At 60.0% G+C, this 20,653-nt stretch carries 20 protein-coding genes; 7 read left to right on the top strand and 13 right to left on the bottom strand.

What is annotated here, in order from left to right; translation table 11 throughout:
* Positions 1 to 150: 150 nt before the first annotated feature.
* Together hflX and ACZ495_RS06880 are read right to left on the bottom strand one after the other, a co-directional pair.
* Positions 151 to 1,863: a GTPase HflX gene (gene hflX, locus ACZ495_RS06885; protein WP_081428278.1), complete on the bottom strand. Its 1,713-nt coding sequence runs from the start codon at positions 1,861 to 1,863 to the stop codon at positions 151 to 153.
* A gap of 59 nt (positions 1,864 to 1,922) precedes the next feature.
* The gene (locus ACZ495_RS06880; RefSeq protein ID WP_012624512.1) at positions 1,923 to 2,513 is read right to left on the bottom strand and encodes an IMP cyclohydrolase; all 591 of its coding nucleotides are present in this window, start codon (positions 2,511 to 2,513) and stop codon (positions 1,923 to 1,925) included.
* A 178-nt stretch (positions 2,514 to 2,691) separates the two neighbouring features.
* Here ACZ495_RS06880 and ACZ495_RS06875 point away from each other — a divergent pair, with 178 nt between their 5' ends.
* The 3 genes from ACZ495_RS06875 (at position 2,692) to ACZ495_RS06865 (ending at position 6,263) form a co-directional block, all read left to right on the top strand.
* Complete coding sequence (locus ACZ495_RS06875; protein WP_012624513.1) at positions 2,692 to 3,498, top strand: exodeoxyribonuclease III; 807 nt, start codon at positions 2,692 to 2,694, stop codon at positions 3,496 to 3,498.
* Between the two features lie 177 nt (positions 3,499 to 3,675).
* Positions 3,676 to 5,097 carry an FAD-binding oxidoreductase gene (locus tag ACZ495_RS06870; protein ID WP_464262871.1) on the top strand — a complete coding sequence of 474 codons (1,422 nt, stop codon included), beginning with the start codon at positions 3,676 to 3,678 and terminating at the stop codon, positions 5,095 to 5,097.
* Between the two features lie 2 nt (positions 5,098 to 5,099).
* Positions 5,100 to 6,263, top strand: a complete 1,164-nt coding sequence (locus tag ACZ495_RS06865; RefSeq protein WP_464262870.1) for a (Fe-S)-binding protein — start codon at positions 5,100 to 5,102, stop codon at positions 6,261 to 6,263.
* Positions 6,264 to 6,514: 251 nt separating this feature from the next.
* Here ACZ495_RS06865 and ACZ495_RS06860 read toward each other — a convergent pair whose 3' ends face one another.
* The 6 genes from ACZ495_RS06860 to ACZ495_RS06835 all read right to left on the bottom strand — a co-directional run bounded on the left by ACZ495_RS06860 (position 6,515) and on the right by ACZ495_RS06835 (position 10,998).
* Complete coding sequence (locus ACZ495_RS06860; protein ID WP_012624516.1) at positions 6,515 to 6,805, bottom strand: hypothetical protein; 291 nt, start codon at positions 6,803 to 6,805, stop codon at positions 6,515 to 6,517.
* Positions 6,806 to 7,017: 212 nt separating this feature from the next.
* Positions 7,018 to 7,641 (bottom strand): tetratricopeptide repeat protein, encoded by a 624-nt coding sequence (locus tag ACZ495_RS06855; RefSeq protein WP_012624518.1) that lies wholly within the window; start codon positions 7,639 to 7,641, stop codon positions 7,018 to 7,020.
* The gene (locus ACZ495_RS06850; RefSeq protein WP_012624519.1) at positions 7,638 to 8,030 is read right to left on the bottom strand and encodes a hypothetical protein; all 393 of its coding nucleotides are present in this window, start codon (positions 8,028 to 8,030) and stop codon (positions 7,638 to 7,640) included. The genes ACZ495_RS06855 and ACZ495_RS06850 overlap by 4 nt, the downstream gene beginning before the upstream one ends.
* A 145-nt stretch (positions 8,031 to 8,175) precedes the next feature.
* A complete protein-coding gene (locus ACZ495_RS06845) occupies positions 8,176 to 8,847 on the bottom strand; it encodes a zinc/iron-chelating domain-containing protein (protein ID WP_012624520.1) in 672 nt (223 codons plus the stop codon).
* A 301-nt stretch (positions 8,848 to 9,148) separates the two neighbouring features.
* A complete protein-coding gene (locus ACZ495_RS06840) occupies positions 9,149 to 9,337 on the bottom strand; it encodes a ferredoxin (protein ID WP_012624521.1) in 189 nt (62 codons plus the stop codon).
* A 218-nt stretch (positions 9,338 to 9,555) separates the two neighbouring features.
* Complete coding sequence (locus ACZ495_RS06835; protein WP_394026046.1) at positions 9,556 to 10,998, bottom strand: trypsin-like peptidase domain-containing protein; 1,443 nt, start codon at positions 10,996 to 10,998, stop codon at positions 9,556 to 9,558.
* Between the two features lie 228 nt (positions 10,999 to 11,226).
* Between ACZ495_RS06835 and cobT the strand changes: the two genes are divergently transcribed.
* The gene (cobT, locus tag ACZ495_RS06830) at positions 11,227 to 12,252 is read left to right on the top strand and encodes a nicotinate-nucleotide--dimethylbenzimidazole phosphoribosyltransferase (protein ID WP_464262894.1); all 1,026 of its coding nucleotides are present in this window, start codon (positions 11,227 to 11,229) and stop codon (positions 12,250 to 12,252) included.
* Positions 12,253 to 12,344: 92 nt separating this feature from the next.
* Entirely contained in the window at positions 12,345 to 13,331 is a 987-nt protein-coding gene (locus ACZ495_RS06825) for an ABC transporter ATP-binding protein (protein WP_072311189.1), read from the top strand.
* A gap of 372 nt (positions 13,332 to 13,703) precedes the next feature.
* Here the strand turns inward: ACZ495_RS06825 and proC are convergent, their stop codons facing one another.
* The 5 genes from proC to ACZ495_RS06800 form a co-directional block, all read right to left on the bottom strand.
* Positions 13,704 to 14,534 (bottom strand): pyrroline-5-carboxylate reductase, encoded by an 831-nt coding sequence (proC, locus tag ACZ495_RS06820; protein WP_012624525.1) that lies wholly within the window; start codon positions 14,532 to 14,534, stop codon positions 13,704 to 13,706.
* Between the two features lie 3 nt (positions 14,535 to 14,537).
* Positions 14,538 to 14,957 carry a nucleoside-diphosphate kinase gene (ndk, locus tag ACZ495_RS06815; RefSeq protein WP_464262869.1) on the bottom strand — a complete coding sequence of 140 codons (420 nt, stop codon included), beginning with the start codon at positions 14,955 to 14,957 and terminating at the stop codon, positions 14,538 to 14,540.
* A 200-nt stretch (positions 14,958 to 15,157) separates the two neighbouring features.
* Positions 15,158 to 16,630 (bottom strand): divergent polysaccharide deacetylase family protein, encoded by a 1,473-nt coding sequence (locus ACZ495_RS06810; RefSeq protein ID WP_394026043.1) that lies wholly within the window; start codon positions 16,628 to 16,630, stop codon positions 15,158 to 15,160.
* A 26-nt stretch (positions 16,631 to 16,656) separates the two neighbouring features.
* Positions 16,657 to 17,988 (bottom strand): S41 family peptidase, encoded by a 1,332-nt coding sequence (locus ACZ495_RS06805; protein ID WP_394026041.1) that lies wholly within the window; start codon positions 17,986 to 17,988, stop codon positions 16,657 to 16,659.
* Between the two features lie 538 nt (positions 17,989 to 18,526).
* The gene (locus ACZ495_RS06800) at positions 18,527 to 19,030 is read right to left on the bottom strand and encodes a rubrerythrin family protein (protein WP_012624529.1); all 504 of its coding nucleotides are present in this window, start codon (positions 19,028 to 19,030) and stop codon (positions 18,527 to 18,529) included.
* 399 nt (positions 19,031 to 19,429) lie between these two features.
* On the opposite strand from ACZ495_RS06800, the gene ACZ495_RS06795 reads away from it, so the two are divergent.
* Both ACZ495_RS06795 and ACZ495_RS06790 read left to right on the top strand, forming a co-directional pair.
* Positions 19,430 to 20,014, top strand: a complete 585-nt coding sequence (locus tag ACZ495_RS06795) for a cupin domain-containing protein (protein ID WP_464262868.1) — start codon at positions 19,430 to 19,432, stop codon at positions 20,012 to 20,014.
* Positions 20,011 to 20,646 (top strand): YigZ family protein, encoded by a 636-nt coding sequence (locus ACZ495_RS06790; protein WP_012624531.1) that lies wholly within the window; start codon positions 20,011 to 20,013, stop codon positions 20,644 to 20,646. Before ACZ495_RS06795 ends, ACZ495_RS06790 begins: the two co-directional genes overlap by 4 nt.
* The last annotated feature ends 7 nt before the right edge of the window (positions 20,647 to 20,653 follow it).

The raw sequence follows: 20,653 nt of genomic DNA, 5'->3' as shown, positions 1-20,653 counted from the left end.
CTGTAAAAATCGCATGCCGGATGGTGTTGTACCTCCGGCATGCGATTTTATTTGGGCAGATTCGGGCAACTGGCGATGTTGTGGCTGGTTCAGGCAGGCGATGTAGGAAGCTGCCGCGCAGTCTCCAGAGCAATATCAGGGAAAAATTCCCTAATTCAGACTGGGGGATATTTCGGTCACGATGTTGGTGGCCTGATGCAGCAGGCGCATTTCAAGCTGTTCAAGCAAGGGCTTGCACCCTTCGCCGGTTTTGGCAGCCACGGGCAGGGCATGGGGAAAGGCATCGGCCAGTTCAGCCCTGGCCGGGGCCTCAAGCTGGTCCCACTTGTTCAGGATGAGCAGACGGGGCATACGGTCAAGCTCCATTTCTGCCAGAATGGTTTCAACGGCGCTGATCTGCTGCAACAGGTCAGGGTGAGAGGCGTCGGCCACATGCAAAAGCAGGTGGGCGGCTTCCAGCTCCTCAAGGGTGGCGCGAAACGCGTCCATCAGCTCTTTGGGCAGATTGCGGATAAAGCCTACGGTGTCCGCCAGGATAAGTTCTTTCTCGGCCGGAAAGCGCAAGCGCCGTGTGGTGGGATCAAGCGTGGCGAAAAGTTTGTTTTCCACCAGGACCTCAGAGCGGGTGAGCGTGTTGAGCAGGGTGGATTTGCCCGCATTGGTGTAGCCCACCAGCGCCGCCAGAGGAATGCCCTGGCGTGAACGGCGGTCGCGGGTGAAGGCACGCTGGCGGCGTAAGCGCTCAAGGTCTTTCCGGATGCGGGCCATACGCTCGCGTATTTTGCGTCGGTCGGTTTCAAGTTTTGTTTCGCCGGGGCCGCGCCCGCCGATGCCGCCCATAAGGCGGTCCATGGCGCGGTTTTTGCCCACCAGTCGCGGCTGGGTATAGCGCAATTGGGCCAGCTCAACCTGCAGCTTTCCGGCCCGGCTTACTGCATGTTGGGCAAAGATATCAAGAATAAGCTGGGTGCGGTCAATGACTTTGCGCTCGGTAATATCTGCCAGATTATGCAGCTGCGCAGGCGAAAGTTCACCATCAAAAACAAGAGTGTCCGCCCGACCCTGCAGGGTCAGCACCTCCAGTTCCGCCACCTTGCCCCGGCCCATGATCAGGCGCGGGTTCACCTGGGGGACGCGCTGCACCATGCGCCCGGCTATGGCAAGCCCGGCTGTGCGGGCCAGTTCGGCCAGTTCGTCCAGATTACGCTCCTGCATGATGCGGGGCAGGGCTGCCACAGAGATAAGCAGGGCGCGGGGCCTGTTTTCTGCTTCATGGCTGCTTTCGGCCCGGCGGGAGAGGTCTTTTTCCAGCGCTTCGGCCGTACCCACCATCTGGGCCGCCGTGCGGTCCCACGGGCGTGGCAGCTCCAGATGATAACCTTGCCCGTTGACGTTTGTGGGCAAAAGATGCGCCGCCTGCCACTGTACCGGTTCGCCCACAGGATTGACAGTCAGGACAATGACGGCATCCAGGCGCAGAAAGAGCATGTCCATCAGGTCTTCCTGGCTGAGGCCGTCGGGGGTCAGGTGGGTATGCAGCAGCCGAAGGCCGCGCAAACGCTCGCCGCCGCTGCGGCCTCGGGGCAGTTCGGGTATCAGGATGCTGCCGGCCTTGCCCACAATGACCGTCTGTACACGGCCCTTGCGGTCAATGAGCAGGCCTATTTGCCGCCCGAGAGCGCGTGACAGCAGGGCCAGTTCGCGCGCCTGCTCCACCGTATACACGTCTTCCGCCGGAAAACGGCGGTTAAACAGGCGGTTGAGGGCGGCCAGCTGGCTGGGTTTCAGCCCTTGCAGATTGCCTTCTGGTTTTGAAATATCATGCTCCTGGCGCAATGGTGCGCTTTTCGCTCTGGCCCGCATGCTGGCGGGCCACGGCTGAAAAAAACAGGGCGGCCCGGGGCCGCCCTGCCTGATGGTGGTTACGGGCGCAGATAGGACGTGATGAGGGCGTCGTAGCGCGAGGTGGCTTCAAAAGCTCTTGAGGCCATGGTCTGGCGGAATTCCAGGCTCACGGCATTGTCGTGGCTGCGCATTTCATCCATGGCAGTGGGGTACCACTGGGGCGAAGGCAGCACAAGAATGCTGTGAAAGTTCTTGGCAGCGGCACGCAGCATACAGGGGCCGCCGATGTCGATCTCCTCCACGGCTTCTTCAAGGGAGAGTTTGCGCTCCACAGCTCCTGCAAAGTCGTAGAGGTTGACGCAAACCATGTCAAAGGGGCGTATGCCTTTTTCAGACAGGGTCTGCATGTGGGATTCTTCGTCCTTGTTTGCCAGGATTCCGGCATGGATCTTGGGGTGCAGGGTTTTTACCCGGCCCCCGAGAATTTCGGGAAATCCGGTAACCGTGCTCACTGCGGTGACGGGCAGGCCCGCCGCCTCCAGTGCCTTCTGCGTGCCGCCGGTAGAGACAAGCTCTACCCCGCGGGCAGTCAGAAAGGTGGCAAAATCCACAAGGCCGCTTTTGTCCGTAACGCTCAGAATGGCACGGCGAATGGGCAAGATGTCCATGAAGCGACTCCTAAAATTTCGTGGGCTTACGCGCCGGAAAGTCCGGCACGGCATAAATGTGACCCATCTGAGTTATTACAGTAAAATGCGTGTTTGCGCAATCTTCGCCGGTGGACGTCATTGACGGCAGCTCTTGCGAGGCGGGGCGTGCAAGGCTATGCTCGGTACCGGAGGTTTTATGCTGTTTAAACTCGTATCCTGGAATGTCAACGGGCTGAGGGCGGTTTCTGCCAAGGCTGATTGGGACTGGTTTGCGCACAGTGATGCCCAGGTGGTGGCCTTGCAGGAAACCAAGGCGCATCCGGAACAACTGGACGAGGACGTGCGTGAGCCTGCGGGCTGGGAAAGCCGCTGGGCGTCAAGCACTGTCAAAAAAGGGTATTCCGGCGTAGCCGTGTTCAGCCGTGTACCTTTTCTTTCGTGGAGTGCCGAACTGCCGCAGCCGGAATTTCAGGGTGAGGGCCGTCTGCTGCATCTGGAATATCCGGATTTTCATTTTTTCAACGGCTACTTCCCCAACGGCGGAGCCGAAGAACTGGATGAAAACGGCAAACCCACAGGCAACTTCAAGCGGGTTCCCTACAAGATGGCTTACTTCGAGGCTTTTCTGGCCTATGCCGAAGAGTGCCGCAAGAGCAAACCCATAGTGGTCTGCGGCGATTTTAACATAGCACACAGGCCCATTGATCTGGCCCGGCCCAAGCCCAACGAAAAGTGCACGGGGTTTCTGCCTGAAGAGCGCGCTTTTCTCGACCGCTTCACGGCCCTGGGCTATGTGGATACTTTCCGCCATGTGCATGGCGATGCGCCGGATAACTATTCGTGGTGGTCATACAAGACCCGCGCACGTGCCAAGAATGTGGGGTGGCGCATTGACTATTTCTTCGTGTCGCAAGAGCTTGCGCCCGCCATCCGCGATGCCTGGATAGAAAATGACGTGTACGGTTCAGACCACTGCCCTGTGGGCCTGAGCCTGGAAATATGAAAAAGCGCTGCCATGAGTGGATCATGGCAGCCACTTTTTTCGGGCGGACGACATCACGCTTGCCCGGCCGTTGCCACGCCTGTCGCACCCGATTTTCTGGTGCCGTACCGGGCGGCCCGGAGTGGGTTTGCCCGGCTCATGCGCGGCCGACACTTTAGCTGCCCGGGAGCGGGGCTCATGACGCAAACGCCATTTCTTAATCCACTGCCCCGCAGTGCCGATGCCCAACCCTACGCGGACAGGCTCGAACCTGCGGATATGGATTTTTTACGCCGTACGCTGGGCGGGGACCTGCTTGTTACGGCGGAAGAACTACATGTCTATGCTTCCGATGCCAGCCTGAAAACGGGCAGCCCGCTCGCTGCCGCCCGGCCCCGGTGTGTGGAGCAGGTGCAGGACCTGCTGGCCTGGGCGCAGGACAGGCGCATGCCCGTCTACGTGCGCGGCCGGGGAACAAACCTGGTGGGCGACTGTGTGCCCGTGTTGCCGGGGCTGGTTGTTTCCACGCTGCTGATGGACAGGATAGAGGAAATTTCCGCTACGGATTTTGTGGCCGTGGTGGAGCCGGGGCTGACCACGGGCCGCCTTCAGGATGCCTGCGAGGCCCGGGGGCTTTATTATCCGCCGGACCCGGCCACGGTGCGTTCTTCCAGCATCGGCGGCAATGTCATTACCTGTGCCGGGGGCATGCGCGCGCTCAAATATGGTGTTACCCGCGACTTTGTGCTGGGTATTGAGGCAGTTTTACCCGGCGGCCGCTTGGTGTGCTTCGGCGGGCGCACCCACAAGAACGTAGTGGGGTTGGACCTGGCCCGGCTTATGGTGGGGTCGGAAGGCACGCTGGGCTTCATCAGCAAGCTCTGGCTCAAGCTTTTGCCCAAACCGGAAGCCTCGGCCACCATTATGGCGGGGTATGGCTCGCATGCGGAGGCTCTGGGCGCAGTGGGCGAAATTTTTGCGGCGGGTATCGTTCCCTGTGCTCTGGAGTATATCGGCGACGGCATTATTGACCTTATGGCCGGGAGCCGTCCTGTACCCTGGCCCCGTGAGGTGCGCTCGATCCTGCTCATCCGGCTGGACGGCAGCGCCGATACCCTGCCGCTGGAAGCGGACCGCCTGCTGCGAAACATGCCTACGGCCCTCTGGCATACGACGGGGCTGAATCCGCAGGATGAGGAACGCCTGTGGGAAATACGCCGCCGCATCAATCCCACCACCTTTCTGGCCGGGCCGGACAAGATGGCCGACGATGTCACCGTGCCGCGCGGGCAGCTTGTACGGGCGCTTGCAGAAATGGAAAAAATTGCGCGCGAGCATGACGTGACGTTTCTGCATTTCGGCCATGTGGGAGACGGCAATATCCACGCCAATATTCTTTATGACGCGGCCGACGAAAACATGGCCCGCCGTGTGGAAGAAGCGCGCCTTGGCATGGAGCAGGCCGTGCTGCGGCTCGGGGGCGTCATGTCGGGCGAGCACGGCTGTGGCATCTGCAAGAATGCCGGTTTGCAGATTCCTCCGGCGGAGCGGGCGCTTATGCATGATATAAAGGCTGTTTTTGATCCCAGGGGCATCATGAATCCCGGCAAGGGCTATTAGGCATGGCGGCGCTCAAGCAGTGCACGCAGTGCGGGGCCTGCCTGGAAAGCTGCCCGGTATTCCTGCTGCGCAAAAGTGAGGAGTTCAGCCCCAAGGCCAAGCAGAACCTTTTGCGTTCCGGTCTGAATCGTGATGCGCGGCTTGACTGGCGCGCACTCATGCAACTGGCAGGGCAGTGCGCCGGTTGCGGACGCTGCAAGACCGCCTGTGCAAGGGCTTTGTCCGTACCGGAAGCACTGGCCCCGGCCCGTGCCCGGCAACCGCGCTGGCAGCAGCATTTCTGGCGTTACTGGATCGAGCGTGGCGGCTACCTGTGGCGCGTCGCGGCCCGTATGGCTCCATTGGCCCCACGTGCGCTCCTGCCTAAAAAACTCGGCATTCTGCATGCCTCGGCGCTTGCCATGCGGGCGTCTGACCACGAAGTCTCCTGGCTGCGTCTGCCCCCACAGGGCGTGAAGCCCCTTGCCGGAAAAGCATTTGCTATTTTTGGGGGCTGCACCGCCGACCGCCTGCGCCCGCAGTGGACAGACAAGGCCGGGCGCATCATTGCCGCGCTTGGCGGCAGTGTGGCTGACGCTCCCGGTTTTTCCTGCTGCGGCGGCACGTACGAGCATGCAGGCATGTTGCAACGGGCGCTGGAGGCGGCGCAGGCCAATGTGAACCGCTGGCGCGCGCTTGGTCGTCCGGCACTGGTGGTTTTTTGCGCCTCCTGCCTGCACAGTCTGCGGCAGTACGCCGTCATGGACGGGTTGTTGCCGCCGGAAGAGGGGCAGGCGTGGCTTGAAAGCCTTACGCCGCTTTCATCTCTTTTCAGGGGGGTGCATGTGGAACGCACGACGACGGTTCCGCCTGTTGCGGTATACCATTCGCCATGCCATTGGGACGGCCGGGACGAGGATCTGGCTTTTCTTGCCCCCTTGCTGCCCGCCCTGCATAAAGGCAGGGCGCTTTGCTGCGGCTTTGGCGGTGTACTGCGAATGCTGCACCCCGAATTGAGCCGAGATCTGGCCGAAGCCTGCTGGCAGGGGCTTGCGCCTGATGCAGACGCCGCAGTGCCTGTGCCGTCAGTGGCGCTGACCGGATGCAGCGGCTGTGTCATGCAGTTGCGGGCGCATGCCCCGCAGGGGGTTCGGGTTGCGCACTGGCTGGATATTTTTCAGGCCTGAGCGCGCGCCACGGTATGAACGGCGTAGCGCGTTTTTTATGCCCGGAAAAAGCGTCAAAAAATGGACGCAGAATACCGTTGCCTCACATGGGGCTTGGGCGACTTCGTCTGAGTGCCGCAATGCTGCGGACCATATTTTCAGCGCTGCACAAGAGCGCAGTGGGCCGTAACGTGGCGTGGATTCTGCCGGAAAATACAATTTTCGACAGAATGAAAACTTTGAAGTGTGAAGCAGTTCAAAGTTGATCTACGCTAGTCCAGCAGGCCAAGCAGGCGGGCTACCCGCTGCTCATTGAGGCCGGAGTGCGCCTGCAGCATTTCCTGGCTGTGCTGGGCGGCTTCTTCTTCCACCTGGGCCAGGGCCTGGGTCATTTCCTCGTTGTTGAGCATGTGAGGCGTTTCAGCTGCCGGAGTCTCAAGGGAGGGGGCGGCTGAAGACGCCGCGTCTGCATGGCTGGCGGGCAGCATGGCATTGACCCTTTCCTGAAACGTGGGAAAAAGCGGTCCCATATCATTATTGCGAAAACGGAATTCCAGTTCCACGAGGCTTCTCCTTATGCTTTGCGCTTTCGCCCTGTTGTGCGGCGGCAGGCGATGGGGCGGCAAAATCGGCCGCTCCCGTTTACTGCGCATAATCAAGCAAGAAGTGTGCCTGTGTGCCGAGTGCGATATCCATGCCCGAAGGTGCCCTGCGCATATGACAACGGCCCGCGAGCGTACACTCGCGGGCCGTTGTGCTGGACAGCAAAAAATTGCTAGCAGTGGTTCCTGAGTTCCTCAAGAAAACCTTCAGACACTTCAAAACCCAGTTCCTGCGCCTTGTCGGCCGCTTCTTTGGCCTTGGCAAATTCGCTCTGGTCAAAGTAGGCCAGGGCCAGGTTGTTCCAGGCAGGGGCAAAGGCGGGTTCTTTTTTGATGATGGACAGGCACTGCGCTTCGCACGCCTTGATGTCGCCCTTCATGAAATAGGCGGTCGCCAGCGCGTTCTGGGCCTGCACAAAGTTGGGGTCCCACTTGAGGGCCTTGTTCAGGGCGGTGATGGCCTTGTCCGGCTCGCCGCGTTGCAGGTGCACAAAGGCAATGTTGCTCCACGGCACGGGGAACTTGGCACGGCAGTTGGTTGCTTCTTCATTGTAGCGCAGGCAGCCGTCAAGGTCGCCGCGCTCAAGGCAGATGCCGCCCAGTTGCACATAGCCTTCGGCCAGGTGCGGAGAATTGCGCACGGCGTTCAAAAAGGCTTCTTCGGCGGCGATGAAGTCGCGCTTGGTCAGCAGGGCCAGGCCCAGGTTGTAGTAATGGTTGGCGCACTGCTCATTTTCGGCAATTTCCGCCTTGAGGTCCGCAATGTATTCGTCCAGGTCATCGTAGCGAGCTTTCATTGGATGTGCCCCTCTCTTTTCAGAAGATCATAGTACCAGCGGCAAAAGTCGAAAATGCCCATGTATTTTTCGTCTTTATTGATAACGCCCAGGGCGCATTCCGTAGCGCCCTTGCTGTAAGCCTTGCCATACGGGCCTTTTTTGCCCGCGTCGTGTAAAAATTCGTTCACAAGCTGCTGTGTGGTGCGCTTGCTTATGTCTGTGCGCAGGTCAAGGGGATCGTTGGGCTTCTGGAAGGGATCCCAGTTGTCGTAGCCCAGGCGGTCCACAAACTTGCGGCGGCGCGGATTCATGCGCTCATAAATCTCGCGCTTGAGCTTTTCCTGCTCTTCCGTAAGTTCCTGCGGCGTACCGTCTCGAAAGACGGTAGCGGGTATGCTGCCGAACATGCCGGACTCCTTGCGATGCGCGAAAATCCGTTTTCCGGCGCGTAACTACGGCCCTGTGAGGCCCGCGCCGCCGCCACGCCCCCGCGCGCACGGGCGGTTGCGGCTGTGTCAGCCCCGGCAAAATACAGTGCCGCGCCGTTTTGTATCAGGCCTGTTCTTTCTTGGCCGGCCCAATGCCGAGATAGCTTTCGTCATAACGGGTCAGCAGGGCCATGGACAGCGGTACATACACCTCGTGCAGTTCCTTGAAGCGTGACTGCACCGTGGTTGCGATGTCCTTGCTCAGTCCTTCGAGCCTGTCATACATTTTGTCCATATGTACGGTGGGGTAGGCCTTGCCTTTTTCAAAGGCGGAAAAACCGCAAACATGGCCCTGACCACGGATAGCCGTAGGCACGCCATAAATGCGGCAGGTGACGGGCCGTGCTTCATAAAGAAGGCAACGGTCCGCGTCGTCCAGCAAAGGGCAGCGCATTTTGACCTTGGCGGCGATGCTCAGGATATCTTCGGGGCTTTCGCCGTCTTTTTCTGCCCTGTACAGTTCACGCTTGAGACGGGTGGTGTGGCGGTCAAGTTCTGAAGCGCGTTCCAGTATGGCCGAGCGCTCGGGACCATGCCCGAAAGTGGCGTTAAAGGCCCGGTTGATATACATGGCTTCCACCAGCGAAAGGTCAAACATGGCGTGGCAGCAGTCGCTGCAGCCTTCCTTACAGGTCACGCACTGGGGATAGCTGTCGCGCACCCGTTCAAACAGGGCGTCGGCCTCGGCCCGCAGGCTTTCGTAGCGGGTGAAAATAGCGGTCAGGTCAGGGATCATGGCTTTCCTGTGGCTGTGCGGAAGGCGTATGGGCCGTCCGGCAGGTGTGCGGCGGGGCGGTTTTTTCGGGCTTTGCGTCTTGCCCGTGCGCTTGTGGCCCCGGGCCTTCGGGCGGGTCAGTTTCAGACCCCGCGTTGGTTCGCCGTATACGTATCAGGTTTTTTATGCAGACCTGCACATGCGGGCGCCCGTGGTTTGCGCGTTTTATGTAAGTGCCGCCTGGCGCGCGAGCGTCGGGCGGCACAACACTCTGTCTGCGAGTGGGTCAACAATGGAATGCCGCAAGGCCTTCCATCATCACCTAGTTTTCGTCAATGGTGATGGCGTTAACTTCGCAGACTTCCACACAGGATTCACAGCCGAGGCACTCTTCGGGGCTCACGGCTTCGCACTTGCTGTCTTTGATTTCATAAACTTCAACGGGGCACACGTCCACGCATTCGCCACAGCCTATGCACTTGTCCACATCGACATTCACATTGTAACCCATGATCGTCCTCCCAATAGGTTGTCTTGCTTGATCACACAAGCGGGTAGAATTAGCTTGTGCAATTGGATAGCTTCAGGCCATCCCCCTGTCAAGTGTCCTTTGCGCCGTGCCGTAAAAACGGCTGCCGGCGGCGGTTTGTAAGCATCAGCCCTGTGACAGGATACAGAATCGGCATCAAAATTCCGTGTTTTCCGGGCAGTCAGGACTGTTGTTTTCTCTTACGGAACAAGCCGTGCGTAATAGCCTTTGCCGTTACGCGTGATTTGCATAAGTACCTGGCCTGACATGCGTTCTCGCCTGAAAGCCTGTAAAAGATCCTTTTCTTCCTGCACGGGAATCGCCCCCACTGCGGAGATGATATCGCCTTTTTGCAGAAAGGGCGAAGGCCCATTGGCGTTAACACTGCTCACGGTCACTTTTCCGGCTGTTTGCGCCACCCTGAATCCCCAGCGTTTCAGCATGAGGTTGCGGGCATTTTCATCGGTAAAGGGCGCCGGTGTTATATCCAGCGGCACAGTTTCGCCATCGCGCCGCAGACTCAGGCGCAGCTTGGCGTCTGCGGTCTGGTTGCGCAGAATATCGAGGTAATCGCGCCTGTCGCGCACGGGCGTCGCGTTGATGCTGTCTATGATATCGCCGGGACGCAGGCGGACCTTTTCAGCCGGAGTGCCGGGAAGAACCGCGGTGACCAGCACACCGCGCGCCCTGCTGAGGCCCAGGGCCATGGCCGTGTGCGGGTCTACATCCTGCACGTCAAGCCCAAGCCAGAGCGGGGCAACACCGCCTTTGTCCATAAGGTCAGACATGACGCGCCTGGCCTTGTTGACGGGTATGGCAAAGCCGATACCTTCGCCACGGGCGTCTACTGCGGTATTGATGCCTATAAGCACGCCCTCGAGATTCAGCAGGGGGCCGCCGCTGTTGCCGGGGTTGATGGCGGCATCAGTCTGGATGAGGTCGGTAAAAGCGCTGTTGCGGCTGCGGATGGTGCGCCCCAGGGCAGAAATGACGCCTGTGGTCACCGTGTGGCTGAAGCCGAAAGGATTGCCGATGGCGATGGCTGTTTCGCCGGGCAGGATGTTGTCCGAGTTGCCCAGGCTCACAGAGGGCAGGTCGCTGGCACCTTTGACCTGCAGCACGGCTATGTCGAAATCCGGGTCCGCGCCGCATACGGCGGCGGGAAATTCGCGGCCGTCCAGCAGGCGCACCATAACTTCATCGCCGCCCGCGATAACGTGGGCGTTAGTGAGCACAAGGCCTTTCTTGCCGTCCACAATAACGCCCGAGCCAAGGCTTTCGCGTTTTTGCTTGCGGGGCGAGCGCGGGCCGCCAAAGCCCGGCCCGCGGCCCGGCCCGAAGAACTGTTCCAGTGGCGAAAGGGTCTGCCCCTGGATTACCTGCGTGCTGGTGATATTGACTACTGCCGGCGCAACTGCCTGAACTGCGCGTACAACAGGCGTCATGCGCGGGCTGCCTTCCTGCGGGGCCGCTCCTGCCGTGAGAGGGGCCAGAGTGAGCAGCCCGCCTGAAAGAAGTGTCAGCAGGGTCCAGTACATGGCCCAGGCCAGTGTGCGATGGATGCCGCAAAAATGTCTGGGTCCGGCAAGCCGTCTGATGCCGGAAGGCATTTTTTTGTATATGGCTGTAAACGATTGGGTCATTTTTGGTATCCCTTTGGGGCTTTTTTACCTCACATACATAACCATCGTGAACTGTTCGTAAAGGGCCGCGAAGCAGATTGCCGAATAAAAGGCCCGGCCCTTGCGAAGGATTGCCGGAAAGGCTAGAGAAAAAACATGAACGACAGCACTTTTTCATCTTCTTGTCCGTCCCCCTGGCTGGAACGTTTTTTCCCCGGCTTGCGTATTGAACCACTGCGGCAGCAGGATATGGTTGCGGCCCAGGCCCATCTGGACAATCTTACCAAGCCCCGGGGCAGTCTCGGCAGGCTCGAGGACCTGGCCCGCAGGATTTACGCCATGCGCCGGGGGCAGACGCCTTTGAGCGTCAGCCCGGCTCTCATGCTGACAGTGGCTGGCGACCACGGCGTGGCGGCGCAAGGTGTTTCACCTTTTCCACAGGCTGTGACGCGCCAGATGGTGCAGAATTTTTTTGATGGCGGCGCGGCCATCAATGTGCTGTGCCGCAGCACGGGTATGGATCTGCTTGTTGTGGACGCCGGGTGCGCGGGTGGTCCCTTTGCGGCGCACCCCATCCTGCTTGACCGCCGCCTCGGCAACGGCACGGCAGACTTGAGCCTTGGTCCGGCCATGAGCATCGATGTCTGCCTGGCGGCCCTGCGCACGGGCATCGAACTGGCCCATGACGCCGCCGACAAGGGCTATCAATGTCTTGGCGTGGGTGAAATGGGCATTGCCAACTCCACTTCCGGCACAGCACTTTACTGCGCCCTGCTGGGGCTTGATCCCGAAGTCATGGCCGGACCGGGAGCCGGGTCGGATGCGGCCATGGTGCGCCACAAGGCCGAGGTTGTGCGCCGCGCTCTTGCCGTTAATGCAGGGCATCTGAGCGCTGGTGACCCGGTGGCTGTCCTGGCGGCCCTTGGTGGATTTGAAATTGCCGTCATGAGTGGCGTCATGCTGGGCGCCGCCTCGCGCCGCCTGCCGGTGCTGGTGGACGGCTTTATCTGCAGTGCCGCATATGTGGCAGCTTTGCGCATATGCCCGACCCTGGGCGATTATGCGGTGCTGGCCCACGCTTCGGCCGAACAGGGGCATGGACGCGCTTTGGCCCGGCTTGAAACGGCCGCCACCGACCACCGTCCTCTCCTGCATCTGGACATGCGGCTGGGCGAAGGCACAGGGGGGGCCACTGCCTACGCGCTGCTGCGCTGCGCTGCGGACATATACAATGATATGGCTACATTCGGTGCAGCCGGAGTAGATGCGTGCTGAGCGGCGAGCAGGGCATGCGTGCTGACGGCGCGGCACCTGACACGAGGTTGGACGCGGTTGGACCGGACAGGGCCAATGAGCCTATGGATGGTATGTTTCCCGCTACGGATGCCGCCTGCCTGTCGCAGTCTGTTGCCGCTTCGCTGCTGGAACTGCACAACGTATCGCGACATTTTTCCATCAGCCGCGGCCTGTTCGCGGAGCAACGCATGCTGGTTGCCGTGGACGATGTAAACCTGAGTCTTGCTCCGGGTGAAAGCCTGGGCCTTGTGGGCGAATCGGGCTGCGGCAAATCTACTTTGGGGCGTCTGGCCTGCGGCCTGCTGCCACCTACTGAAGGCCGCGTATTGCTGGACGGCAGGGAGTTGCCCCCTGCCGGTGCGGGCAGTTGGGCCTCCGGCCGGATACAGATGGTTTTTCAGGATCCTTTTTCTTCGCTTAATCCGCGTCGTTGTGTGAGAACCTCCATTGCTGAACCCTTGGCCGCCCGCAACCTGCCCCGCGCCGAACGAAACGATCTGGCTGACCGGATGCTCGCCACCGTGGGCCTTGAGGGCATGGGGGGGCGGTATCCCCACGAGTTTTCCGGTGGGCAACGCCAGCGCATTGCCGTTGCCCGCGCCCTGATCACCCGGCCCGATGTAGTCATCTGCGATGAACCGGTGTCAGCTCTGGATGCTTCGGTGCAGGCCCAGATTCTCAATCTGCTTCGCGATGTGCAGGAGCATTTCGGCCCGGCCTATCTTTTTATTTCTCACGATCTTGCCGTGGTGGGCTTTTTATGCAGCCGTATAGCGGTCATGTATCTGGGGCAGATTGTAGAAGAGGCTCTGGCCGGGCAGCTTTTTTCCGGTGCGGCGCATCCGTATACGCGTGCGCTCATGGCGGCCATGCCCAGCGGAGAAAGTGGGGGCCGTCTGGCAGAACCACTTGAGGGCGAACTGCCCAGCCCGCTGGACCCGCCGGCCGGTTGCCGCTTTCACCCGCGGTGCCCGCTGGCGCAGGATGTCTGCCGTAACGAGGCCCCGGTCTGGAAAGAGTGTGCGCCGGGCTGGCGCGTCCGCTGCTGGCTGGCCTGAGAGAAAATATGGAAGAACGGCTGAAGGCTCGGGATTCAGCTGGTTCGCGGCCAGGGCAAAATTACAGACAGCTTGCAATCATTCACTGTATGCCTGTTGTACAGAGCATGGCGGCGTTCACAGCAGTGAACGCCGCCATTTAGCGTCAGCGGAATATTGTTCAAAGGCGGAATGATGCAGCCATATGCCGCGCCATTCATTGTGAAGGCTGCGCGGCTTTTTTATCTTTCGGCCGGGTAAGCTCCCTGCACGGTGCGCAATGTCATCAACGGCATTGGCTGTCGGGCAGCGGGCAATAAAAAATCATTGTCAGCCCGTTCGTCCGTAAAAACAGCAGGTGTAAATCAACAGCCCATCCAGGGACAGACTGCCCTAGCCGTTATTCCGCTCCATTTCAGCGCCACGGGCACTGGCGGCCAGCACCGCATCCACCAGCAGGCCGGTGAGGCCCGCGCGGTCCAGGGCGTTGACCCCGGCGATGGTCAGGCCACCGGGTGAGCACACATTGTCGCGCAACTGGCCCAATGGCGTCGCATCTTCTTCTGCCATGCGCGCCGAGCCGGCAAAAAGTGCTGTAACCATTTGCCGCGCCTGGGCATGGGGAAATCCCATTGTTACCCCGGCCTGCACAAGTCCCTGCATCATGGCAAAAACATATGCCGGGCCTGCGCCGATAAGAGCGGAAAAAGCCGTGAACTTGTCCTCGGCCATCTCGACACACTGCCCGAGACCGCTGAAAAGCCGCAGAATGTCCTGCCTGCGTTCATTGCCGAGTGCAGGGTCGTCAAAGCACAGGGCAAACACGCCCATACCCACCAAAGCCGGGGTGTTGGGCATGCAGCGCACTACGGGACAAAGCGCTTCGGCCCATTGTTGCAGGCTGTGCATGGTGATGCCCGCCGCCACAGACAGAATGACCTTGCCCTTGTTCAGGGCGGGGCGTATCTGCTCCATTATTTCGCGTATCTGGTAGGGTTTGACGGCCAGCAGGATGATATCTGCGTTTTCCGCCACTCCCAGTGGGGACGCCATGACGCGCACTCCGGCTTTTTCCAGGGCCTGCATGCGCGAGGCTGTGCGGTTGTAACCACAGAGCGTGTAGGCGCTGTTCCGGTTTTCGTTCCGCGTTCCGGGACGGGCCAAACCGGACATGATGGCCCCGCCCATGTTGCCACAACCCACACAGCCTATGCGCAGTGTCATAACTTACTCCGAAATTTCCAGTCCGTTGAAGAAATAGCCGATTTCAAATGCCGCAGTTTCCTGCGCGTCAGAGCCGTGCACGGCGTTGGCCTCAAGGCTCTGGCCGTACTTGGCGCGCAAGGTACCTGGCTCTGCCTGCGCGGGGTTGGTGGCTCCCATGAGGGCGCGCCACCTGGGTACGGCGTCCTCACCGCGTAAAACGACACAAACAACCGGGCCGGAAGACATGTAGTCCGTCAAGCTGTCAAAAAAAGGGCGCTCGCGGTGAACGGCATAAAAACCGGCAGCCTGCGCCTTGGAAAGATGCAACCTTTTAAGGGCCACGATCTTCAGCCCCGAAGCTTCCATAGCCGCCAGTATTTCACCGGTCAACTGGCGCGAAACAGCGTCGGGCTTGATTATGGCAAAGGTGGATTGCATCATGGCGTACTCCTCATGCTAGATTGGTGAAATCAGGACGCCGCATGCGTCCCGTGCGCCCCTTGCGGCGCATCGCCCGTCCGGATACTGCCCCCCATTGAAGCATATCCGCCAGGCAAATTTTTCAGAAGCCGGGCGGGCCGCGCCCCGGGAACAGCCACAGCAGGCCCAGCGTGTGCCGAAAGCGGCAGCCCGCAGCGCTTTTAGCGCACGGGCATCTGCAACGCGCTGTCCGCAGCCGTGTTTGTGGCTGTTCCGGCTTGTTCCAGAGCCATGTTCCATATGAGGCGGCGCAAGGGGACAAGCGCCACGCCTTCACTGTTTTGCCAGGCCCGCAGGGCACTCAGGGTTTCGGCATAAGGATGGCCGATGGCAATGGCGTATCCCCGGATACGCGCCCTGACTGCTGCCTGATCCAGAGCTTTGAGAATAGCTGGCGTCTGGCGGTATGTATCAAGAAAAACATCACGGCTGGCGCTCACCAGTCCCAGGGCGCGGGCCTGCTGCGCCAGCAGCGAACCGGGAGTTGTGAGACTGTCCAGCAGAAAAAAACCTGTACCCGCGAGGCGGGCGCATACAATGCGGCAGGCGGCCGCATCGCCTGTAAAGGCGGAACCCATGTGGTTGTTCATGCCCACGGCAGTAGGCAGGCTCGCCAGGTTTGCTTCAAGGATGGCCTGTATGCGGTGCGGCTCCATGCCGACCTTCAGTGCCCCCTGCCCGGGGTTGGGAATGGTTCCGTCCTTTCGGGGCAGGGCCTCCATCGGCACATGGACGAGTACATCCATACGCCTTTGCGCCGCCAGTTCCGCTGTGCTCGTGGCGTGTGGCGCGTGTGGCCATATGGCGGGCGTAACGGCATAGGGCAGGGCGGCAAGCGCGCCCGCAGCTTCGAGGCTTTGTCCCATGTCGTCAATGACCAGCGCCAGGGCCGGGCGAGGCAGGGGAATATCCAGCCCTGCAAGTTCGCCTTCGCGACCGGGAAAAAGAATGCGGTGCGTCAGGCGGCCGTGGTCGCGTATTTCCAGTTGCCCGTCGCTGGTCCAGCACAGGCGGATGTTCCCGTCGCGCAGGAAAGAAGCGTCCGACGCGGCCCTGCCTGCTCCTGCCTTTTCTGTTCCGGAGGAAGCGGCGTCTGCATGCGGCGCTGCCTGCGCCGTAAGTCCGGCGCCCCCTGCATGAGGGGAAAAAACGTCAGTATGTGCCGCAAACCTGCCCAGCAGGGCCAGTCCCAGGCGCAGGGGGGCGCAAGGACCGGTAATTGTGTAGGCGCGCATGCCGGAAATTTCCGGCAGGTTTTCAGGTCCGTTGGCCCGGTCGCCCGCATGGGAGGCCGCGGGGAGAATTTCGCGCCGCCAGTGCGCCTTGGGCAGCGCAGCTGACATGGCTTCTTCTACCGCCATATCCAGCGCCGTCAGGCGTGTATGGAAGGGCTGGGAGCTGTCGCCCGCTGCGGATTCCAGAGCGCGGGCATGCCCGTATTCAGCCTGCGCGGGTGCGTCGCTGCCGCCAGTCCTGAAAGGGGCCTCTTCCCCACGGCCCAGCCAGAGCGCCAGGGCAAGGCAACCCAGCAGCCAGAGACTGCCGCCCAGGGCCACGCGCCATGAAGCGGAAAGCCTCCCGACCAGCCATGAGCGGCCGGGCAGGAGGCTTGTAGTATGTTTTTTATCAGACATGCGCCACTGGATTGTGTTTCAGGGCGTTACTGAGCCTTGATTTCACTCATCTTGGGCAGGCTTTTGACCATCTGCAGCCCCATGCGCAACTGATTGTCCCGTGCAAGCTGCTCCTGGGCATCATTGGCCGTATTTTTCCCCTTGGGAGCCTTTTTGTCGTTCTTGGTTTCAAGGTGGCGATTCAGGTCCTGCTCGCGCAGGAGCAGGCGCGGATTGTCCTTGTCGTCGGAACGCGGCGCTTCAAAGGGGATTTCAAGGTCAGGCACAATGCCTTCGGCCTGAATGGAACTGCCGTTGGGTGTATAGTAAAGGGCGACCGTGAGCTTGAGCCCGGAACCATCGGAAAGGGGAATGATATTCTGCACAGACCCCTTGCCGAACGAGCGTTCACCCATGATGAGGGCGCGTTTCTGGTCGCGCAGCGCCCCGGCCACAATTTCAGACGCCGAGGCCGATCCCGCATTGATCAGGACCACCATAGGCACACGCACATCGTCGTTCTGTTTTTTGGCCGAATACACACGTTCTGTGTTTTCGCGGCGCCCCTTGATGGAAACAATGGTGCCTTTTTCAAGAAAAGCATCGGCCACGCTTACGGCCTGGTCAAGCAGGCCTCCGGGGTTGTTGCGCAGGTCAAGCACAATACCCTTGATGCCGCCATTGGCTTTGCTTTCTTTTGCTGCCGCCTTGAGCGCGTCTTTCAGTTCATCGGTGGTGCGTTCTGAAAAGCGCGTGAGGCGTATCCAGTAATAGCCGTCCTCGAGTTTTTTGGACTTGACGCTGATGAGGGGAATGGCATCGCGCGTAATACGGACAGTTTGCGGGTTTTTTGAGTCGTTGTGCAGGATGACCAGCTCCACTTCAGATCCCTTGGGGCCGCGGATGCGCGAAACCACTTCTTGAAGCGACAGTTCTTGGACAGGCTGGCCGTTGATGGACAGAATGATGTCGCCCGGCTGCAGGCCGGCGCGGAAGGCCGGGGTATCTTCAATGGGCGTCACCACGGTAATCTGGCCGTTTTCCTGTGAGATTTCTATGCCCACGCCAAAGAATTCGCCGGAGGTCGTCTCCTGCATTTCTTTGTATTCATCTGTGCTCATGAAGGTGGAGTGGGGGTCAAGCCCTTGCAGCATGCCCTTGACGGCCCCGTTGATGAGGTCGCCCTGAGTTACGTCGCGTACATAGTAACGCTCTACCAGATCAAGAACCTGGCTGAAGCGTTTGAGGGCATCAAATTTATTGGAGGCTTCCTTGGCAGGCTCTTTTGCGTCAGCGCCGTACGATACGCCGGGAAACGCCGCGGCAACGCCAATGAGCAGAAGGAATGCAAACATGTGTGAACGGAAAAGAAGACGCATACAGACGTTCTCCAGGCATACAGAAATGAACGTAAAAGTCGTCGCGGCGTGCTTGCCGAAACGCAGAAAAGAAGCGCCGCCCGGTCGGAAGCCCGGTCCGGCGTACATCAATTCATAATGAACTTTTTTATGGTAAAAGGCAAATCAAAAGGCGGCTGTCTCAATATCTTGTTGAATTTTTTGTAAAAATGAAAACCAGTGTTGCGAAATGGCCGGAATGTGCCTGAATGAAGCCACGCGCGGCCATGGCCCGGCAACACCACATGCAGAAAAATAAACATCCAACAGTGCGAATCTAATGATTTTTATTTCAACAGGAACAGATAACGGCTGGCCCAGGCAGCGGCAGCTCCTGCATACGCTCCGCGCCCAGTGCCCGCATGGGCAGGCAGAAGACAGGTATCCGTCATAAAAACAAGGGGCTGCCGTCTGGCGGCAGCCCCCGAGCCGAAAGGCTCCTCCAACCATCATCCATCCAGCGCCATGCGGTCAGCAGGTCTGGCATTTCGGGCAACCGGGCAGGCCGCCGGAAACAGCCTTACTTGCAGCACTCGCTGGCATTGAAAAATGCAGCCGTACCGGCGCCGCACACGGGGCAGTCGTCACAGGGGCCTTCGTGTGTGTAGCCGCAGACCTTACAGATGTAGTAATCGGTTTCGGGCAGGCCGCCGGGATTTTCCAGAGCCTTTTTGTACAGGTTGGCGTGCACTTCTTCCACGCTGTTCACAAAGTCGAAGTACTTGGCAATGGCAGTCTTGCCTTCGGCTTCGGCGTCCTTGATCATCTCGGGGTACATCTTGGTGAACTCGTAGGTTTCACCTTCAATGGCGGACTTGAGGTTAGCCGTGGTGTCGCCGATCTTGCCGGCATTACGCAGGTGAGCGTGGGCGTGGATGGTTTCGGCGGCGGCAGTGGCGCGGAAAAGCTTGGCCACCTGGGTCAGGCCTTCCTTGTCGGCCACCTGGGCGAAGGCAAGGTATTTACGGTTGGCCTGGGATTCACCGGCAAAGGCCGTCATGAGATTTTCCTGAGTCTTGTCCATTTTTTACTCCTTTTATGTAAAGCTGCTGCTTTTTATTATCAAGAACAATTCCTATTTAAACAATCTCACGCTTATTGTAAAGCTTTTTTTCCGGTCACTCCGTCATTTCACACGTTGCTAAGTCAGTATATCATATTTTTCAGTATGTTGCTACATAAAGCAGCGGCAATGCCCGTTTGACTCTGCGCCTTGCCTGCTTCGAGCGTGATCTTTTTGCGGCCGTTGTGGAAATATGGTTACCGGGGAGCCTCCTTTCCGTCAATAAAACCGGGGCTCGGCGGCGTGACGCGCAGCAGGGTGCATACACGGCTCTTTTAGATGAGCCTGCCTTATGCCCGGTTCGGTTTTTTCCCCTGACAAGCTCTTCCCTAAGAAAGGCGCAGCGGCTACACTGCCCGCATGGACCCACAGCATCTTATTGATCATCTTGGCCTTGTTCCGCATCCGGAGGGCGGCTATTACCGCCGCACGTACTGTTGCGGCCACACGCTTGCAGCGCAGGATCTGCCTTGTGGTTTTGACCGGCCCCGTCCCGTATCCACAGCCATTCTTTTTTTATTGCGGGCAGGGCAGTATTCGCGTCTGCACCGTATACGGCAGGACGAACTGTGGCACTTTCATCTGGGCGGTCCCTTGCGGCTGGCATGGATAGACCGGGACGGGCGCTCTCATGAGACGCTTCTCGGCCCGGGAATTCTGAACGGCCAGGTTTTGCAGTGGGCCGTGCCTGGCGGCTGCTGGTTCGGCGCGACACCTGCGCCGGGGTCAGCCTGCTCGCTGGTGGGCTGCACCGTGGCTCCCGGTTTTGATTTCAGTGATTTGTGCTTCGGCAGCCGTAACGAACTGGAGAGGCGCTATCCCCTGGCTCTGGACTGCATCCGCGAGTTTTGCCCTTCTGATGCCGCACAGGCTCCGCACCTCGGCCATATGGAGGGCGCCTCCTGCGGTGGCTCCGGCCTTCGGACGGATGGGGACCGTTCATGAGCCGCTACCCCGTTCCCGCTTCCACTGCCGCAGAGCCGCATTGCACAGAGCTTGTCATACGGCGCAGCCGTTTCCTTGCCCTGTGCGCCCACACCCCGGGGCCAGCCGCAGCGCGCTCCTTTGTGGAGGAAACACGACGCCGCCATGCCGATGCCACACATAACTGTTGGGCCTATGCGGCGGGCGCGCCGGGGCATACGGCACAGATCGGCTCATCGGATGATGGAGAGCCGCACGGAACCGCAGGGCGCCCCATGCTCCAGGTGGTGCTGCACAGCGGGGTGGGGGAGTTGTGCGTAGTGGTGAGCCGCTGGTTCGGCGGCGTCAAGCTGGGAACCGGCGGGCTTGTGCGCGCCTATCAGGACAGCGTGCGTGAAAACCTCGCCTCGCTGCCGCTGGTGGAAAGAGTGCCGCAGGTGCGTCTGGCTGTTACTGTGGAGTACGCTCATGTAGACGCCCTGCGGCGTCTGCTGCCCGGCTTTGAGGCCCTTGCCGTGGATGAAAACTATGAGGCCGAGGCGCATTTTATTCTTTTGCTGCCTGAAGAGAATCTGGAGCGGTTCAAGCCGGCGCTTGCCGGTCTGAGCAACGGCTCGGCTTGCTGCCGTCTTGTGGAGAATGAGGACGCCTGAGCATTTT

It is taken from the genome of Desulfovibrio sp. GTC20076 (assembly GCF_055385905.1).
This window is presented reverse-complemented; position numbering and strand designations above follow the sequence as displayed.

Coding starts and splice junctions, on each gene's coding strand:
- ACZ495_RS06855 (WP_012624518.1), bottom strand. CDS start 7,641: ATGAAAGCTCGCTACGATGACCTGGACGAATACATTGCGGACCTCAAG.
- ACZ495_RS06800 (WP_012624529.1), bottom strand. CDS start 19,030: ATGGACAAGACTCAGGAAAATCTCATGACGGCCTTTGCCGGTGAATCC.
- ACZ495_RS06850 (WP_012624519.1), bottom strand. CDS start 8,030: ATGTTCGGCAGCATACCCGCTACCGTCTTTCGAGACGGTACGCCGCAG.
- ACZ495_RS06870 (WP_464262871.1), top strand. CDS start 3,676: ATGACGCAAACGCCATTTCTTAATCCACTGCCCCGCAGTGCCGATGCC.
- hflX (WP_081428278.1), bottom strand. CDS start 1,863: ATGCGGGCCAGAGCGAAAAGCGCACCATTGCGCCAGGAGCATGATATT.
- ACZ495_RS06825 (WP_072311189.1), top strand. CDS start 12,345: ATGTTTCCCGCTACGGATGCCGCCTGCCTGTCGCAGTCTGTTGCCGCT.
- ACZ495_RS06845 (WP_012624520.1), bottom strand. CDS start 8,847: ATGATCCCTGACCTGACCGCTATTTTCACCCGCTACGAAAGCCTGCGG.
- cobT (WP_464262894.1), top strand. CDS start 11,227: ATGGTTGCGGCCCAGGCCCATCTGGACAATCTTACCAAGCCCCGGGGC.
- ACZ495_RS06795 (WP_464262868.1), top strand. CDS start 19,430: ATGGACCCACAGCATCTTATTGATCATCTTGGCCTTGTTCCGCATCCG.
- ACZ495_RS06880 (WP_012624512.1), bottom strand. CDS start 2,513: ATGGACATCTTGCCCATTCGCCGTGCCATTCTGAGCGTTACGGACAAA.
- ACZ495_RS06840 (WP_012624521.1), bottom strand. CDS start 9,337: ATGGGTTACAATGTGAATGTCGATGTGGACAAGTGCATAGGCTGTGGC.
- ACZ495_RS06835 (WP_394026046.1), bottom strand. CDS start 10,998: ATGACCCAATCGTTTACAGCCATATACAAAAAAATGCCTTCCGGCATC.
- proC (WP_012624525.1), bottom strand. CDS start 14,534: ATGACACTGCGCATAGGCTGTGTGGGTTGTGGCAACATGGGCGGGGCC.
- ndk (WP_464262869.1), bottom strand. CDS start 14,957: ATGATGCAATCCACCTTTGCCATAATCAAGCCCGACGCTGTTTCGCGC.
- ACZ495_RS06805 (WP_394026041.1), bottom strand. CDS start 17,988: ATGCGTCTTCTTTTCCGTTCACACATGTTTGCATTCCTTCTGCTCATT.
- ACZ495_RS06810 (WP_394026043.1), bottom strand. CDS start 16,630: ATGTCTGATAAAAAACATACTACAAGCCTCCTGCCCGGCCGCTCATGG.
- ACZ495_RS06875 (WP_012624513.1), top strand. CDS start 2,692: ATGCTGTTTAAACTCGTATCCTGGAATGTCAACGGGCTGAGGGCGGTT.
- ACZ495_RS06790 (WP_012624531.1), top strand. CDS start 20,011: ATGAGCCGCTACCCCGTTCCCGCTTCCACTGCCGCAGAGCCGCATTGC.
- ACZ495_RS06865 (WP_464262870.1), top strand. CDS start 5,100: ATGGCGGCGCTCAAGCAGTGCACGCAGTGCGGGGCCTGCCTGGAAAGC.